This is a genomic window from Spirillospora sp. NPDC127506 (genome assembly GCF_040302145.1).
GTDB lineage: Bacteria > Actinomycetota > Actinomycetes > Streptosporangiales > Streptosporangiaceae > Spirillospora.
Genome location: NZ_JBEORG010000006.1, coordinates 183,219 through 197,348 on the forward strand (window position 1 = coordinate 183,219; position 14,130 = coordinate 197,348).

Here is a 14,130-nt window from a genome sequence, read left to right on the forward strand (position 1 = left end):
CGCCCAGCGCGCCTCCTCCCTGGAGTACCGACATGTCCCTTCTCCACCGCGACCACCCAGGACGCCCGCTCGCCGCGTGCGCGGCCGCCGCGGCGCTCGCCCTCACCGCCCTCACCGGCTGCGGATCCGGCGCCGCGGAGGTCTCCGCCGACGGCACGGCGGAGGTGAAGCTCGGCGTCATCCCGATCATCGACATCGCGCCCGTGAAGCTCGGGATCACCAAGGGCGTGTTCGCCCGCCACAAGCTGAAGGTCACCACGCAGGACGCGCAGGGCGGCGCGGCCATCGTGCCCGCCGTGGTCAGCGGCGACTTCCAGTTCGGCTACTCCAACATCGTCAGCCTCCTGGTCGCCCGCGAGAAGGGCGTCCCGGTGACGATGGTGTCGGTCGGCGCCCGCGCGTCCGACGACGTCATGGACGACGGGTCCGGGCAGCTGATGACCCGCGACCCCGAGATCGCCAAGGTGGCCGACCTCAAGGGCAGGAAGGTCGCGGTCAACACCCTCAAGGGCATCAACGAGGTCGCGGTCGCGTCCGTCCTCAAGAAGAACGGGCTCGCGCGGAGCGACGTCGAGCTGGTCGAGGTGCCCATCCCCACCATGCCCGCTGCGTTGAAGAACGGCCAGGTCGACGCCGCCATGCTCAGCGAGCCGTTCATCACCGTCGCCGAAGGGCAGGGGGCGAAGCCGCTGCCGGTCAGCTACGCGGGCATGGGCGAGCACCTGCCGTTCGCCGGCTGGTTCACCTCCAAGCAGTACGCCGCGAAGAACCCCGGCGTCGTGAAGAGGTTCACCGCCGCGCTGAAGGAGGCCCTGGCGTACGCCGAGGGCCACCCGGACGAGGCGAGGGCGGCGCTGAACGGCTACCTGAAGCTGGAGCCGGGCCTCAGCGACAAGGTGACCCTGCCGGGCTGGAACCCGGAGGCGGGCAAGTCGGAGATCGCCCCGCTCGCGCGGCTCACCGTCGAGACCGGCCTCATCGGCAGCACCCGCCCGCTCGACGAGCTGTTCGACGAGTGACATGACCAGGACCGTCCCGATCATCGCGAAGAGCCGCTCCCGGGGCGGCGCGGCGCCCGCCGGACGGCGGCGGGCGCCGGCCGCGCCGGCGGCGGCCGCGCCCGAGCCGCGCGGCCGCGGCGTCCCCGACCGGCTGCTCGGCCCGCTCGGCGTCGCCGCCTTCCTCGTCCTGCTGGAAGTGGTCCCGCGCAGCGGCGCGGTCTCGCCCGACGACCTGCCCCCGTTCAGCGCCATCGCCCGTGCGCTGGCCGACGAGGCCGGCGACGGCGCGTTCTGGGGCGCGCTGCTCGACACGCTCCGCGGCTGGGGGTACGGGCTTGCCATCGCGATCGCCGCCGGCCTGAGCCTCGGGCTGCTGATCGGCAGCGTGCCGTTCCTGCGCGAGGCCACCGCCTCCACCATCGAGTTCCTCCGCCCGATCCCTTCGGTCGCCCTCGTCCCGCTGGCGGTGCTGCTGTACGGGACGCGGCTCGGCTCCACGCTGATGCTGGTGGTGTACGCCGCGACCTGGCCCGTCTTGCTGCAGGCCGTCCACGGGGTGCAGGACGTCGATCCGGTGGCGCGGGAGACCGCGGCGACCTTCCGGTTCTCCCGGTGGGCGCGGCTGCGGCACGTGGTCTGGCCGACCGCGCTGCCGTACCTGCTGACGGGCGTCCGGCTCGCCGCGTCGGTGGCGCTGATCCTCGCCGTCGCCGGCGAGCTGATCATCGGCGCGCCGGGGCTCGGCAGCGAGATCGCGCTGGCCCAGGCGAGCAACGCCGTCGCCGACATGTACGCCCTGATCCTCGTCACGGGCGCGCTCGGGGTCGGCGTGAACCTGCTGACCCGGGCGCTGGAGCGGCGGGTGCTGGCCTGGCACACGTCCGTGCGGACGGAGGTGCCCGCGTGAGGACCGTACTGCGCGGCGCCCGCCGCGCCGGCCACCTGCTCGCACTGCCCGCGCTGCTGCTGGCGCTCTGGTGGGCGGCGACCGCGCGGAGCACGGACTTCTACTTCCCCCCGCTGCACACCATCCTGAGCGCGTTCGGCAAGACGTGGTTCTCCGGACGCCTCGTGGCCGACGTGCTGCCGAGCGTCCTGCGCCTCGCCGCCGGCTACGCGGGCGCCGTCGCGGTGGGCGTGGGCATCGGCGTCCTGATCGGATCCCACCGCCGGGTGCGGCTGGCGGCCGAGCCGGTGCTGGAGTTCTTCCGCGCGGTCCCGCCGCCCGTGCTGATCCCGGTGCTGATGCTCTTCACCGGCATCGGCGACACCATGAAGATCACCGTCATCGTGCTCGGCTCGATGTGGCCGGTGCTGCTGAACACCGCCGAGGGCGTCCGCGCGATCGACGACGTGCTGGCCGACACCGCCCGCTCCTACGGGCTGACCGGGGCCGCCCGGCTGCGCCGCCTGGTGCTGCCGTCCGCCGCCCCGCAGATCGTCACCGGCATGCGGCAGGCGCTGTCCATCTCGATCATCCTCATGGTGATCAGCGAGATGTTCGCCAGTTCCAGCGGCCTCGGCTACACGATCGTCCAGTTCCAGCGGGGGTTCGCCGTCCCCGAGATGTGGAGCGGGATCCTGCTGCTCGGCCTGCTGGGATTCGCGCTCTCCCTGCTGTTCGGGCGGTTCGAGTCGCGCGTGCTCCGCTGGCACCGCGGCCGGCGTCAGGCCCAGAGAGGAAAGTCATGACCGGCACGGACATCGCGTCCCGCGGCGCCGTGGACGGCGCGAGCGGCCCCGCCCTGCTCGACGTGCGCGGGCTCACCAAGACCTACCAGGCCGCCGACCGGACGGTGGAGGCGGTGCGCGACCTCACCTTCGGGGTCGGCGCCGGCGAGCTGGCCTGCATCGTCGGCCCGTCCGGCGCGGGGAAGACCACCCTGCTCAAGTGCGTCGCCGGCCTGCTCGCGCCGAGCGGCGGCGAGGTGGTGCTGGAGGGCCGCCCGGTCCACGGGCCGCCCGAGAACATGGCGGTCGTCTTCCAGGAGTACGGGCGCAGCCTGTTCCCGTGGATGACCGTCGAGCAGAACATCGACCTGCCGCTCAGGCAGAAGAAGGTGCCCAAGCGGCGGCGCGCCGAACTGGTCGCCGAGTCGCTGGCGTCGGTCGGCCTCGCCGACGCGGCGGGCGCCTACCCCTGGCAGCTGTCCGGCGGGATGCAGCAGCGGGTGGCGATCGCCCGCGCCGTCGCCTACGAGCCGGCGGTGCTGCTCATGGACGAGCCGTTCGCGGCCGTCGACGCGCAGACCCGCGCCGAGCTGGAGGACCTCACCCGCGAGCTGTGGCGGCGGCTCGGCATGACCGTCCTGTTCGTCACCCACGACATCGAGGAGGCGGTGTACCTGGGGCAGCGCGTGCTGGTGCTGTCCGCCGCGCCGACGGTCGTCATCGAGGACGCCGCGATCGACCTGCCGGCCGAGCGGGAGCAGCTCGCGACGCGCTCCGCCCCCCGGTTCGCCGAGCTCCGGGCGCACATCTACTCGCTCGTCCAGCGGGCGAAGACCTACCATGACGGCGATCCCGTGGAGGTGCCGCGGCCATGAGGGACGACGCGACGAGGGACGGCGCGACCCGCGGCGACGTCTTCGCCGGGACGCTCGCGGAGCTGACCTGGCACGAGGTCGACCGCGCCGCCCGCTCCGGCGCCGTCCTGCTGTGGGCGTTCGGCGTGATCGAGCAGCACGGCCCGCACCTGCCCACCGGCACCGACGTCTACCTGCCCGGCGCGCGCCTGCGCGACGTCCAGTCCCTGCTCGCCGAGCGCGGCGTCCGGGCACTGATCGTCCCGCCGTACTACTGGGGCGTCAACGTCGTCTCGGGCGCCTTCCCCGCGTCCTACGGCGTCCGGCCCGAGCTGATGCGGGAGGTCATGGCCGACCTGCTCGCCGGGATGGCGCGCGACGGGTTCCGGCACGTGTTCTGCTTCTCCGGCCACGGCGACGCGCTGCACAACCGCACGGTGCACGACGGAGTGCGGACCGCGGCGGAACGCACCGGCGTGGACGCCAGCTTCGTCACCGAGCCCGCGCTGGCCCGCCGCATCGGCCTCCGCCTCGACGACCCGCACCTGACGCTCTGCGGGCCGGACGAACCCCCGCCCGAAGGCCCGCCCGACGTGCACGCGGGGCAGTGGGAGACGTCCCTGATGATGCACCTCCACCCCGATCTCGTGCGCGAGGACGTCCGCGTCCGGCTGAGGCCCAGCGGCCTCGGCCCGGCCGAGCTGGCGACGTGGCGGAAGGGGTTCGAGCACGCCCGCCGGGTGACGCCCGACGGCTACTTCGGCGACCCGGCCGCCGCCGGCGCCGGCGAAGGACACCGCATCCAGGCGGCCGCCGCCGAGCAGGCCGCCGACGCCATCGCGCTCCGCCTGCGGCGCACGGCGTCCCCCCACCCCCAGGAAGGACGGAGGAACCATGGCTGAGATCAGCCTCGCCGTGGCCGCGAGCCACGCTCCCGGCCTCACCGGCTGGTTCGACAAGGCACCCGAGCCCGACCGGAAGACGGTGCTCGCCGCCTACGCCGAGATCCACGACGCCATCGTGGCGTCCCGCACCGACGTGCTCCTCGTCATCGCCAACGACCACATCGCGAACGGGTACGTCAGCGACTACAACGACTTCACCTTCGGGCTGGCCGAACGCCACACCGGCCCAGACGAGTGGTTCAAGCCCTGGCTGCGCGTCCCCGACTACGAGCTCCCCGGGCGCCCGGACGTCGGCGAGACCCTGTACGAGAGCGTCAAGGACTGCGCCCCGCGCGTGCGCGCCGTCCGCGAGAACCTGCGGTACGACGACAACCTGTCCGTCCCGACGACCATGGCCGACCTCGTCTCGACGGGTGTGGCGGTCGTCCCCGTCCTGCAGAACTGCACGGTCCCGCCCGTCCCGGACGAGAAGGTCTGCTACCGGCTCGGCGAGACGCTCGGCGAGGCGATCCGCACCCGCCTGCCGGACGGGCTGCGGGTCGGCCTGTTCGGCTCCGGCGGCCTGTCGCACGAGCCGGGCGGCCCCCGCTACCTGGAGATCGACGAGAAGTTCGACCGCTGGTGGCTCGACCTCCTCGTGGAGGGCGACCACGAGCGGATCCTGACCGACGTCACGTTCGAGCGGATGGAGGAGGCCGGTTCGGGCGGCACCTCCGAGCTGCTGTCCTGGATGGTCGTCATGGGCGCGATCGGCCCCCGCCCGTGCACGGCCCTCGGCTACGCCGCCGTCGACCAGTGGCGCTGCGGGTTCGGCGCCGTCCGCTGGGAGCTGTCATGACCCCGCAGACCGGAAGAACGGACACCCCCGAAATGGCACTGGAGCACTTCGACCCGCGGCTGCGGGCCAACGACCTCGTGCAGGAGCTGAAATGGGACCGCGAGCTGCGGGCCCGGTTCGAGACGTCCGAGAAGGAGGTGCTGGACGCCTACCCGCTCACCCCCGAGGAGCGCACGGCGATCCTCGGCCGCGACTTCCGGACGCTGTTCGAGCTCGGCCTGCACCCCTACCTCCTCGGCCAGCTCGCCCGGCTCATCTACGGCACCGGCGAGAAGGCCGGCACCTCCGGCGCCGCGACCGCGCTCATCAGGTCGCTGCTCGGGGACCGGTACGAGGCCTACATGGCGGAGCGCGGTGAGTAGCACCCCGCCCGAGCCGCATCCGCGGACGCCGGTGATCGACGTCCACACGCACGCCATGCCGATGCCGTTCCTGCGGCGGCTGGAGCGCAGGGGGCTGGCCGACCTGTCCCGCCGCGCCGACCGCGTGCTGAACCTCGACCCGGTGCTCTGCGGGCTCGCGCCCGGATCGCCCATCCCGCTCGCCCCCGAGCAGTACGACATGGAGCTGCGGCTGGCGTCCCTCACCGCGATGGGCGTGGACCACCAGGTCGTCGCCGCGCCGCCGTTCGTGTTCGCCTCCGAGTGCGGCGACGACCGGCTCGTCATGGAGGTCACCCGGCTCGCCAACGACGCGCTCGCCGAGTTCGTCGCCGGGTCCGGCGGCCGCCTGTCCGGCCTCGGCCAGATCCCGGTCGGCCACCCCGGCGCGGTCGCCGAGCTGACCCGCTGCCTGGACGAGCTCGGGCTCGCCGGCGCCACCATGGGCACCTTCGGCGGCGGCCGCGAACTCGACGACCCGGTCAACGAGGAGCTGTGGAAGACCCTCGACGCGCGGCGCTGCTTCACGCTGCTGCACCCGAGCCGCGTCTCGTCCCGCGACCGGCTGTCGGACTACCACCTGGTGCAGCTGCTCGGCTACCCGATGGAGACCGCGCTGGCGACCGCCCGGCTCATCTTCGGCGGCGTCCTCGACCGGCACGACCTCGTCCTGTGCCTCGCGCACGGCGGCGGGTGCGCCCCCGCCGTCGGCGGCCGCCTCGACCTCGGCTGGCGGCGCAAACCCGTCGCGCGGGTCACCCGCGGGACGCCGAGCGACTACCTGCGCCGCCTCCTGTACGACACGGCGGTGTTCGACACCACGGCCCTGCGCCGGCTCGTCGAGGACGTGACCGCCGGCCACGTCCTGCTGGGCACCGACACGCCGTTCGACCTCGTCGACGACCAGCCGCTGCGCACCGTGCGGGCGCTCGGCGCCGGCGCCGCGCAGGAGGCCGCCATCCTCGGCGGCAACGCCGCGCGCTTGCTCGGGGTGCGCGCGACCCCCGACGATCGTGCCGCACCGCCCCTCCACACCGCAGCCGAAGGACCGACACCATGAGCACCGACAACCCGGCGACCGACCTGCCCCGGCTCAGCCTCGCCGAGACCGTCGCCAAGCGCATCGAGGCCCGCATCGCCGAGGACGCGCTGCCGAACGGCCACCGCCTCGGCACCCGGGACAGCCTGCGCCGCGAGTTCGACGTCGCCGCCGCGACGCTCAACGAGGCGGTCCGGCTGCTCGCGGCGCGCGGCACGGTCACCGTCCGCCCCGGCGTCAAGGGCGGCATCTTCGTCGCGACCCCGCCGCCGCTGGTGCGGCTCGGCCGCAAGATGCTCGAACTCAGCGGCGACTCCGTGCCGGTCTCCGACTGCCTCGTGATGCGGGACGCGCTGGAGCCGCTGCTCGCCCGAGAGGCCATGCGGCACCGCACCGCCGCCGACATCGCCGACCTGCGCGGGCTCGCCGAGGACATGGCCGTGGCGGCGGAGGCGGAGAGCGGCGTCGGCTACCTCGCCGCGAACTGGGCTCTGCACCGCCGCATCGCCGAGATAACCCCCAACAAGATCCTCCAGCACACCTACGTGTCGCTGCTGGAGTTCGTGGAGAACCGGCTGCGCGGCGTCACCCCCGACGAGCCCGCCGCCCGCTACGTGGACGGCCCCGCCGTCCACCGGGAACTGGTCGAGGCGATCGCGGGCGACGACCCGCAGCGCCTGGACGCGGCCGTCGCCGCGCACGGCGCCCTGACCGCCGCCCGCGGAGGCGGCGCATGACCGCCCTGGTCGTCATCGACATGCAGAACGACTACTGCCATCCGGACGGCGTCTTCGCGCGGGCCGGGCTCCGCGTCACCGGGCTCGACGGCCTCGTCGAGAACGTCAACACGCTCGCCGCCGCGGCCCGCTCCGCCGGCCGGCCCGTCATCTGGGTGCGGATGGAATGGGCGTCGGACGCCGACGTCGGCCTGCTCGCCGAACGCAGCCCGTTCCTGCGCGAGGAGGGCCTGCGGCCCGGCACCTGGGGCGCCGAGCTGGTAGCCGGCCTCGACCGCGCGCCCGGCGACCACGAGATCGTCAAGCCGCGCTTCGACGCCTTCCACCGCACCGGCCTGGAGGACCTCCTCCGCGGCCTCGGCGCGGAGACGCTCGTCGTGGCGGGCGTGCGCACCGACTTCTGCGTCGAATCGACCGTCCGCGCGGCCTTCTTCCGCGACCTGAAGGCCGTCGTGGCCCGCGAGGCCGTCGCCGGCTACGTCGAGGACCTGCACCGCAACAGCCTGCGCCTCATGGGGACGGTCTTCGCCGACGTCGTCTCCGTGGACGAGGCGGCCGGGCTCCTCTCCGCGGAGGCCCCCCGATGCCCCTGATCGAGGTGACCCTCGTCGCCGGGCGGACCCCCGAGCAGCTCCGCACCCTCATCAGCCGGCTGACCGACGCCGCCGAGGAGGCCCTCGGCGCGCCCCGGCCGAGCATCCGCGTCATCCTCCGCGAGGTGCCCGCCGCGCACTGGGCCGCCGGCGACGTGACCATCGAAGAACGCGACCAGGAGTGACCATGGAACTGATCCCCCACGTCATCGACGGGCGGGAGACCGAGTCCCGCGACGGTGCGCGCTTCCCCACCGTCGACCCCTACACGCGCCGCCCCTGGGCCGAGGCCGCCCTCGGGGGCCGGGACGAGGCCGCGCTCGCCGTCACCGCCGCCCGCCGCGCGTTCGACGAGGGCCCCTGGCCGCGCATGGGATACGCGGAGAGGGGCGCGATCCTGCACCGGCTCGCCGACCTGATGGACGCCCACCTCGACGAGCTGGCCCTCGCCGACACCACCGACATGGGCAAGCCCGTCGCCGACACCCGCGGCAAGGACGTCCCCCGGTCGGCGTCCAACATCCGGTTCTTCGCCGACCACGCGCGCCTGTCGGCCGCCGAGGCGTTCCCGATGGACAGCGGCCACCACGCCTACACCCGCTTCGAACCGGCGGGCGTCGTCGCCGCCATCGCGCCGTGGAACTTCCCGCTGATGCTGGAGACCTGGAAGATCGCGCCCGCGCTGGCCTGGGGCAACACCGTGGTGCTGAAGCCGGCCGAGCAGACCCCTGCGTCCGCGTCCCTCCTCGCGCGGCTGGCGCTGGAGGCCGGGATGCCGCCCGGGGTGCTGAACGTCGTCCACGGGCACGGCCCCGGCTCGGCCGGCGAGGCCCTCACCACGGACCCGCGCGTCGACCGCATCACCTTCACCGGCGAGTCCGCCACCGGCCGCGCCATCGCCGCCGCGGCCGCCGCGAACCTCACCCCGGTCAGCTTCGAACTCGGCGGCAAGGGCGCCAACCTCGTGTTCGCCGACGCCGACCTCGACCTCGCCGTCTCCTGGTCGATCAAGGCCGTCTTCACCAATGCCGGGCAGGTCTGCCTGGCCGGCAGCCGCCTCTACGTCCAGCGCGACATCTACCAGGAGTTCGTGGACCGCTTCACCGCCGCCGCCGAGGCCCTGATCGCCGGCGACCCCAAGGACCCCGCGACCCAGTTCGGCCCCCTGGCCTCCGAGGAGCACCACGCGAAGGTGACGTCCTACCTGGACACCGTCCCGGCCGACGGCGGCAAGATCGTCACCGGCGGTCCGGGCGAGGGCCTGTTCGTCCACCCGACGATCGTCCTGGACGCGCCTCCCACCGCCCGCGTCTGCCGCGAGGAGATCTTCGGCCCGGTGGCGGTCGTCACCCCCTTCGACACCGAGGCCGACGCCGTCGCCGCCGCCAACGACACCCCTTACGGCCTGAACGCCATGGTCTTCACCGAGAACCTGTCCCGCGCCCACCGCGTCTCCGCCGCCCTGAGGGCCGGCACCGTCTGGACGAACTGCTTCTTCATCCGCGACCTGCGCGCCCCCTTCGGCGGCGTCGGCGACTCGGGCATAGGCCGCGAAGGCGGCACCTACAGCCGCGAGTTCTTCACCGAACCAAAGGCCGTGGTAATGGCCGTCTGATCGTCCTCGCGGGTCAGTACCGGGACCGCTCGACCGCAGAGAGCCGCACGATGAGATGGGTTCAATGCCTCTTGCGGGTGGCGGAGATCGGTTCGGTCTGACCCGGACGTCAGACGCCGGTGGCCAGTAGTTGCCGCACCTGCTGTGCGCAGCTCTTCAACGGGGCCGGGCTCTGTGCGACCTTCGCCATGGTCATGGCGCCGGAGTAGGCAGCGACGACGAAAAGGGCAAGGGCATGTGGATCGGCGTGCTGGCCGGAGCCCGATCCCTGATCCGACCGCAGTTTGTCCTCGATGGCCGACCGCCACTTCTGGAAAACTTCCTGGAGGGCGTCGCGGAATTCCGGGTCCACCGTTGAAAGCTCGACCGACAGATTGTTCAAAGGGCATCCCTGAACTTTGTTGTCCGCCTCGATGCCCGCCACGATCTTCTCGAACACCGCGTCTATGCCCTCGGCGGCAGTCGGTGCGGCTACCACCGGCTGGATCCAGACCTCCTCGATCGTCGCTGCGACCCGGTCACGGATGACGGCCAGCCCGAGTGACTTCTTCGTAGGGAAGTGGTGGTGCATGGCCCCGCCGGTCACACCGGCGGCTCGCGCGATCTCATGCGTGCTCGTGGAGTGGTAGCCGCGGACTTGGAATGCCTCTGCCGCCACGTTCAGCAAGCTACGGCGAACCGCAGCGGGATCCCTGGAGCGACGGCGTCGCGCCGGCTCGGCGTCGGTCGGCATATGCGGACGTCCGCTTGGGTCGGGAGTCATGGACCCAGCCTAGCATCTGACAGAACCGGCCAGCCGGTCTGTAACTGAGAAACCGGCTCCCCTTCGCCTATGGGCCTGACCATGCCACTCAGATCAGCCCTCGGGCTTCGTCGGATTCTGAGGCCAGACCGAGACGCCGGCCGACCAACGGCAGAACTTGCCGTCGCGCACAGTCAGGATCTCGACGCCGTACACCGCCATGTGCTCGTTCGTTTCAGCGTCGACCCAGGTGCCGGTCCATGATGCCGCGTAGTGGGGCGAACTGATGAACTCAAGCTGCTTTGAGAGCTGGTAGTCGCGCATGCTTGCGAACCGGGCGGTCAGCGCTTCTCGGAGCTTGTCCTTGCCCGTGAAAGGCGGCATGGAGCCATACTGGACCTCCACGTCATCGGTGAAGTTGTCGAGAATCCCTTCAACATCACCTATAGAGAAAAGGTATTCGTAGTGTCGAAGAGCGGCTTTCACCGCAGCCTCAGAAAGCTCTGTGAGCATTATTTGCCTCTCAGGGGTCATGTCCGCATACGGCGAGGGTGGCGTCAGCCGTGGAGTTGTGAGCGCGATGTGGGGGCCAGTCTCAGGATCTGCGGTGGCATCAGCAGGTGCCGGATGATCTCCGGGTAGATCTGGGTGCGCCAGGACTCATCGCGGCCGAGTCCGGTCAGATATTCGTGATAACCTTCCAGGTCGCTGAAACCCGAGAACACCACCAGCACGTTCTCGCCTTCGCGTACTGGGAGCCGCGGGAAGTTATTCGGGGAATGCTCGGTGACGAACGCACCGAGCATTCCAGTCCCGGTAGCCCGCATGATCCGTTCGATGGTCTCTTCTTGAGAGCTCAGACGGTCCGCGCTCGTAGGCGCCGGAAAATGATAGATCGTTGCGATCACGATTCCGGGCGGCTCTTCGGCTCCTGCCGGCGGACGGTGGCGAGCGTCCTGGAGGGTGAAGCCCGAGTCCGACCTGGCCGGCCGCAGCAGCATCGAATCACTGCTATCGATCATCATTGACCTTGCGGTGCTGCCGTGTTCGGCCCAGGTCGGCCCGTCGACATAGAACGCAGTGAGCGCTCGTTCGCGGGCCGGCATATCTGCGAAACCCCTGAGCCAGACGAACCTGTTCGGGTTTCCCAGGTCTCGGAATTGGCCGATGATCCTCATCCCGGCCGCTTCCTGGGGTTCGATGAGCTCAGTATCGAAGAGCTCGACGAAACGATCTCTAGTCCCTGGATAGAGCGTGTACTGACGAAACTCGATGATCGGACTGTGCAGCCCGTCGTCAAGTCGCGGACGTTCCGCTGCGGTCCCCTGCTGTGCAGCCATCCAGCCACCTCGCTTGGTTCATGGCCCGGCAGTTCCTGGCTAACAGACCGGGCGTCCGGTTCTTAGGTTACAGACCGGCTGGCCGGTTCTGTCAAGGCGCCGGACCTGGCCCGGCCTTCGCCGAGACGGCCCAGGACTCCCGAAGCTCCGTCGAGGGGCAAGGTAGGGATCGTCGCGGTCAGCCGGTGGGCAGCTCGACGCGAGCGGCCGGGGTGCCAACCTCGCGTCGGGGGCACTATCCGGTCTTGAGCTCGGGCCGTACCTGTAGATGGGCGCCGCCTACGGCGAACGCTCTGGGGGGCGGGTGAACCGCCGCAACGGCCGCCGATCCCGCGACTGGGACACCTGCGCCGGCACCGTGGAGCCGGCCATCCCAAGCTTCGGTCCGGGTCCTACTTCCCCGAGTGGCTGCTGGAGCGGCGCCACCGCCCCGAGCAGGCCCTGGTCAGCGTCGTGGCCACCTCGTATCTCCTGGGGTCTCGACACGGCAGGTGGACAAGCTGGTGGAGCAGATGGGCGGCCAAGTCTCGGAGATGCCGAAGGTGCTGGACGCCCAGGTGGCCGCGTCCCGCACCCGGTCGCTGCGGCCACGTCCAAGTGCGGGCCGGGCGGGGTTCCCGTGTTCTGCGCCCCCGGCAGGATTCGAACCTGCGACACCCGCTTTAGGAGAGCGGTGCTCTATCCCCTGAGCTACGGAGGCTTGTCGTCGCTCGCGCTAGAGCGTAGCGGACGGCACGTACAGGGTAGGGGAAGGGGAGCGGTGAGCGCTTCTTCTTATGGGGTGGCCGGGGACTCTAGGCCGGGTGGGGCCGGTGTGGGTACGCTTCGGTGCCGTGACGGGACGGCATCGCGGGCAGCCCAAGGGCACTGCCGCCGAGGAGGAGAGGGGCGAGCGCGCGTCCCGCGGCCGGCGGATCGCGATGATCGCCGCCGCCTTCGCGGTTCCCGTTCTGGTGGCGTCCATGGTCGCGGTCGGGATGCGGGACGAACCCGGCCGGGAGCGGCCGGAGACGGCGGGGACGCCCGTGCAGAACCTCGCGTCGGTCACGCCGGAGAGCGAGCCGACGTACGGGGAGTACGTGCCGCCCGAGCAGGAGCCGGAGCCGGCGACGAAGGCGCCGAGGCGGGCGCCCGCGCCGGTGACGAAACCGCGGAAGTCCGCTACTCCGGAACCGACGCCCACCCCGTCCAGGGTGCGGCGGCCGTGCCCGGCGGGATGGGACGACGTGTGGTGGATGCGCCGGTGGTGCGAGAGGCGTGGTCACCGTGACCGTTGAACCGGTTACGGACAGGTCATCGTAGAACCTGTAGTAGCGTTCTGCCGCTGTTTCGCATCTGGGCATCAGGAGGAAGACCCGTGCCGAACCCCCGGTCGGCGGCGCTGACCGCGGCATTCCTGGTGATGGCGACGCTGTCATCGAACGCCGCGCACGCGGCCGCGGGCGGCCGGGCGGACACGCTGGAGTCGCTGCGCCGCGAGGCGACCAAGGCCCGTGAGCAGCTGGAGAAGGCCACCGACCAGATGAAGGGCCGGCAGAAGGCGCTGGCCGCGTCGCAGGTGAAGCTGCGCGGGACGCTGAAGGACCTCGCCGTGGCCGAGGCGGAGCTGAACAAGATCCGGGGGCCGCTGGCCAGGCTGGCGAACTCGTCCTACCAGCAGAGCGGCGCCGCCGGGTCGATGGCGATCTTCGGGGGCGGCGACCCGGGCGAGGCGCTGCGGTCGACGGCGGACGTGACGCTGCTCGCCCGGTCGCAGCAGGCCCTGGTGGACCGTGCCGACGACCTGCAGGACCGGCGGCAGCGGCTCGCGTCCACCGCGCAGGACCTGCAGTCGCGCAACGCCGTCGAGCAGACCCGCCTCCAGCAGGAGGTGGACGGGCTGAAGGCCAAGTCGGCGCAGCTGACGAAGCAGCTGAACGCGATGCTCGACAAGCTGGAGGTGTCGCGGCAGAAGCGGCTGGAGCTCGGGTGCGACAAGAGCCTCGCGGCGGACGCGAAGAAGTTCCCCAACGGGCTGATCCCGGCGAAGTACCTGTGCCCGCTGCCGCAGAAGGGCGGGCACCGGCTGCGGGCGGACGCGGCGCTCGCGTTCTACAAGCTGAACGCGGCGTACAAGCGCCGGTTCGGGCGCGACATGTGCGTGACGGACGCGTACCGGAGCCTGTCGGAGCAGCACGCCGTCTACGCGCGGCGGCCCGGTTTCGCGGCCGTCCCCGGGACGAGCAACCACGGCAAGGGCCAGGCGCTCGACCTGTGCGGCGGTGTGCAGAACTCCGGTTCGGTCCAGTTCAACTGGATGGAGGCCCACGCCGGGAAGTACGGCTGGATCCACCCGGCGTGGGCCTACAGCAACCCGTTCGAGCCCTGGCACTGGGAGTACGGCACCGAGAACGCCTGACCCCCCGTGCCCGGGGT

17 protein-coding genes, 1 tRNA gene and 1 pseudogene are annotated in these 14,130 nt (G+C 71.7%); 15 read left to right on the forward strand and 4 right to left on the reverse strand.

Going from position 1 to position 14,130, the window contains the following annotated elements; genetic code table 11:
- Positions 1–32: 32 nt before the first annotated feature.
- Genes ABTW95_RS09265 through ABTW95_RS09320 form a run of 12 tightly spaced genes read left to right on the forward strand, consistent with a single transcriptional unit; the run spans position 33 to position 9,633 of the window.
- On the forward strand, positions 33–1,019 hold the full coding sequence (locus ABTW95_RS09265; RefSeq protein WP_396449137.1) for an ABC transporter substrate-binding protein: 987 nt from the start codon (positions 33–35) through the stop codon (positions 1,017–1,019).
- Position 1,020: 1 nt separating this feature from the next.
- Positions 1,021–1,908, forward strand: a complete 888-nt coding sequence (locus ABTW95_RS09270; protein ID WP_500225869.1) for an ABC transporter permease — start codon at positions 1,021–1,023, stop codon at positions 1,906–1,908.
- The gene (locus tag ABTW95_RS09275) at positions 1,905–2,693 is read left to right on the forward strand and encodes an ABC transporter permease (protein WP_500225870.1); all 789 of its coding nucleotides are present in this window, start codon (positions 1,905–1,907) and stop codon (positions 2,691–2,693) included. Before ABTW95_RS09270 ends, ABTW95_RS09275 begins: the two co-directional genes overlap by 4 nt.
- Entirely contained in the window at positions 2,690–3,547 is an 858-nt protein-coding gene (locus tag ABTW95_RS09280) for an ABC transporter ATP-binding protein (protein WP_500225872.1), read from the forward strand. The genes ABTW95_RS09275 and ABTW95_RS09280 overlap by 4 nt, the downstream gene beginning before the upstream one ends.
- Complete coding sequence (locus ABTW95_RS09285; protein ID WP_500225873.1) at positions 3,544–4,428, forward strand: creatininase family protein; 885 nt, start codon at positions 3,544–3,546, stop codon at positions 4,426–4,428. Before ABTW95_RS09280 ends, ABTW95_RS09285 begins: the two co-directional genes overlap by 4 nt.
- A complete protein-coding gene (locus ABTW95_RS09290; RefSeq protein ID WP_396449142.1) occupies positions 4,421–5,269 on the forward strand; it encodes a DODA-type extradiol aromatic ring-opening family dioxygenase in 849 nt (282 codons plus the stop codon). Before ABTW95_RS09285 ends, ABTW95_RS09290 begins: the two co-directional genes overlap by 8 nt.
- Positions 5,270–5,301: 32 nt before the next feature.
- The gene (locus ABTW95_RS09295) at positions 5,302–5,631 is read left to right on the forward strand and encodes an extradiol ring-cleavage dioxygenase (RefSeq protein ID WP_500225874.1); all 330 of its coding nucleotides are present in this window, start codon (positions 5,302–5,304) and stop codon (positions 5,629–5,631) included.
- Positions 5,624–6,709 (forward strand): amidohydrolase family protein, encoded by a 1,086-nt coding sequence (locus ABTW95_RS09300; protein ID WP_500225875.1) that lies wholly within the window; start codon positions 5,624–5,626, stop codon positions 6,707–6,709. The genes ABTW95_RS09295 and ABTW95_RS09300 overlap by 8 nt, the downstream gene beginning before the upstream one ends.
- Positions 6,706–7,425 (forward strand): FadR/GntR family transcriptional regulator, encoded by a 720-nt coding sequence (locus tag ABTW95_RS09305; RefSeq protein ID WP_396449145.1) that lies wholly within the window; start codon positions 6,706–6,708, stop codon positions 7,423–7,425. Before ABTW95_RS09300 ends, ABTW95_RS09305 begins: the two co-directional genes overlap by 4 nt.
- Positions 7,422–8,018: a cysteine hydrolase family protein gene (locus tag ABTW95_RS09310; RefSeq protein ID WP_500225877.1), complete on the forward strand. Its 597-nt coding sequence runs from the start codon at positions 7,422–7,424 to the stop codon at positions 8,016–8,018. Before ABTW95_RS09305 ends, ABTW95_RS09310 begins: the two co-directional genes overlap by 4 nt.
- A complete protein-coding gene (locus tag ABTW95_RS09315; RefSeq protein WP_396449147.1) occupies positions 8,009–8,203 on the forward strand; it encodes a tautomerase family protein in 195 nt (64 codons plus the stop codon). The genes ABTW95_RS09310 and ABTW95_RS09315 overlap by 10 nt, the downstream gene beginning before the upstream one ends.
- Positions 8,204–8,205: 2 nt before the next feature.
- Entirely contained in the window at positions 8,206–9,633 is a 1,428-nt protein-coding gene (locus ABTW95_RS09320; RefSeq protein ID WP_500225879.1) for an aldehyde dehydrogenase, read from the forward strand.
- Between the two features lie 109 nt (positions 9,634–9,742).
- Here the strand turns inward: ABTW95_RS09320 and ABTW95_RS09325 are convergent, their stop codons facing one another.
- From ABTW95_RS09325 to ABTW95_RS09335, 3 genes are all read right to left on the reverse strand, one after another.
- On the reverse strand, positions 9,743–10,291 hold the full coding sequence (locus tag ABTW95_RS09325) for a TetR/AcrR family transcriptional regulator (RefSeq protein ID WP_500225880.1): 549 nt from the start codon (positions 10,289–10,291) through the stop codon (positions 9,743–9,745).
- Between the two features lie 198 nt (positions 10,292–10,489).
- A complete protein-coding gene (locus ABTW95_RS09330; protein ID WP_500225881.1) occupies positions 10,490–10,909 on the reverse strand; it encodes a nuclear transport factor 2 family protein in 420 nt (139 codons plus the stop codon).
- Positions 10,910–10,932: 23 nt separating this feature from the next.
- Positions 10,933–11,715, reverse strand: coding sequence for an NIPSNAP family protein (locus ABTW95_RS09335; protein ID WP_500225883.1), 783 nt, complete (start codon positions 11,713–11,715; stop codon positions 10,933–10,935).
- A gap of 271 nt (positions 11,716–11,986) precedes the next feature.
- Between ABTW95_RS09335 and ABTW95_RS09340 the strand changes: the two are divergent.
- Positions 11,987–12,311 (forward strand): annotated as a pseudogene (locus tag ABTW95_RS09340) (transposase); the annotation flags it as partial.
- Positions 12,312–12,342: 31 nt separating this feature from the next.
- Here the strand turns inward: ABTW95_RS09340 and ABTW95_RS09345 are convergent.
- Positions 12,343–12,415 (reverse strand) — tRNA-Arg (locus ABTW95_RS09345).
- A gap of 133 nt (positions 12,416–12,548) precedes the next feature.
- Between ABTW95_RS09345 and ABTW95_RS09350 the strand changes: the two genes are divergently transcribed.
- On the forward strand, positions 12,549–12,992 hold the full coding sequence (locus ABTW95_RS09350; RefSeq protein ID WP_500225884.1) for a hypothetical protein: 444 nt from the start codon (positions 12,549–12,551) through the stop codon (positions 12,990–12,992).
- Positions 12,993–13,072: 80 nt separating this feature from the next.
- A complete protein-coding gene (locus ABTW95_RS09355) occupies positions 13,073–14,113 on the forward strand; it encodes a D-alanyl-D-alanine carboxypeptidase family protein (protein ID WP_500225886.1) in 1,041 nt (346 codons plus the stop codon).
- Positions 14,114–14,130: the final 17 nt, after the last annotated feature.

Excerpts from the sequence above, each read along its gene's own strand:
- ABTW95_RS09265 (WP_396449137.1), top strand. The coding sequence starts at position 33 with ATGTCCCTTCTCCACCGCGACCACCCAGGACGCCCGCTCGCCGCGTGC.
- ABTW95_RS09270 (WP_500225869.1), top strand. The coding sequence starts at position 1,021 with ATGACCAGGACCGTCCCGATCATCGCGAAGAGCCGCTCCCGGGGCGGC.
- ABTW95_RS09280 (WP_500225872.1), top strand. The coding sequence starts at position 2,690 with ATGACCGGCACGGACATCGCGTCCCGCGGCGCCGTGGACGGCGCGAGC.
- ABTW95_RS09285 (WP_500225873.1), top strand. The coding sequence starts at position 3,544 with ATGAGGGACGACGCGACGAGGGACGGCGCGACCCGCGGCGACGTCTTC.
- ABTW95_RS09290 (WP_396449142.1), top strand. The coding sequence starts at position 4,421 with ATGGCTGAGATCAGCCTCGCCGTGGCCGCGAGCCACGCTCCCGGCCTC.
- ABTW95_RS09295 (WP_500225874.1), top strand. The coding sequence starts at position 5,302 with ATGGCACTGGAGCACTTCGACCCGCGGCTGCGGGCCAACGACCTCGTG.
- ABTW95_RS09305 (WP_396449145.1), top strand. The coding sequence starts at position 6,706 with ATGAGCACCGACAACCCGGCGACCGACCTGCCCCGGCTCAGCCTCGCC.
- ABTW95_RS09310 (WP_500225877.1), top strand. The coding sequence starts at position 7,422 with ATGACCGCCCTGGTCGTCATCGACATGCAGAACGACTACTGCCATCCG.
- ABTW95_RS09315 (WP_396449147.1), top strand. The coding sequence starts at position 8,009 with ATGCCCCTGATCGAGGTGACCCTCGTCGCCGGGCGGACCCCCGAGCAG.
- ABTW95_RS09320 (WP_500225879.1), top strand. The coding sequence starts at position 8,206 with ATGGAACTGATCCCCCACGTCATCGACGGGCGGGAGACCGAGTCCCGC.
- ABTW95_RS09330 (WP_500225881.1), bottom strand. The coding sequence starts at position 10,909 with ATGACCCCTGAGAGGCAAATAATGCTCACAGAGCTTTCTGAGGCTGCG.
- ABTW95_RS09335 (WP_500225883.1), bottom strand. The coding sequence starts at position 11,715 with ATGGCTGCACAGCAGGGGACCGCAGCGGAACGTCCGCGACTTGACGAC.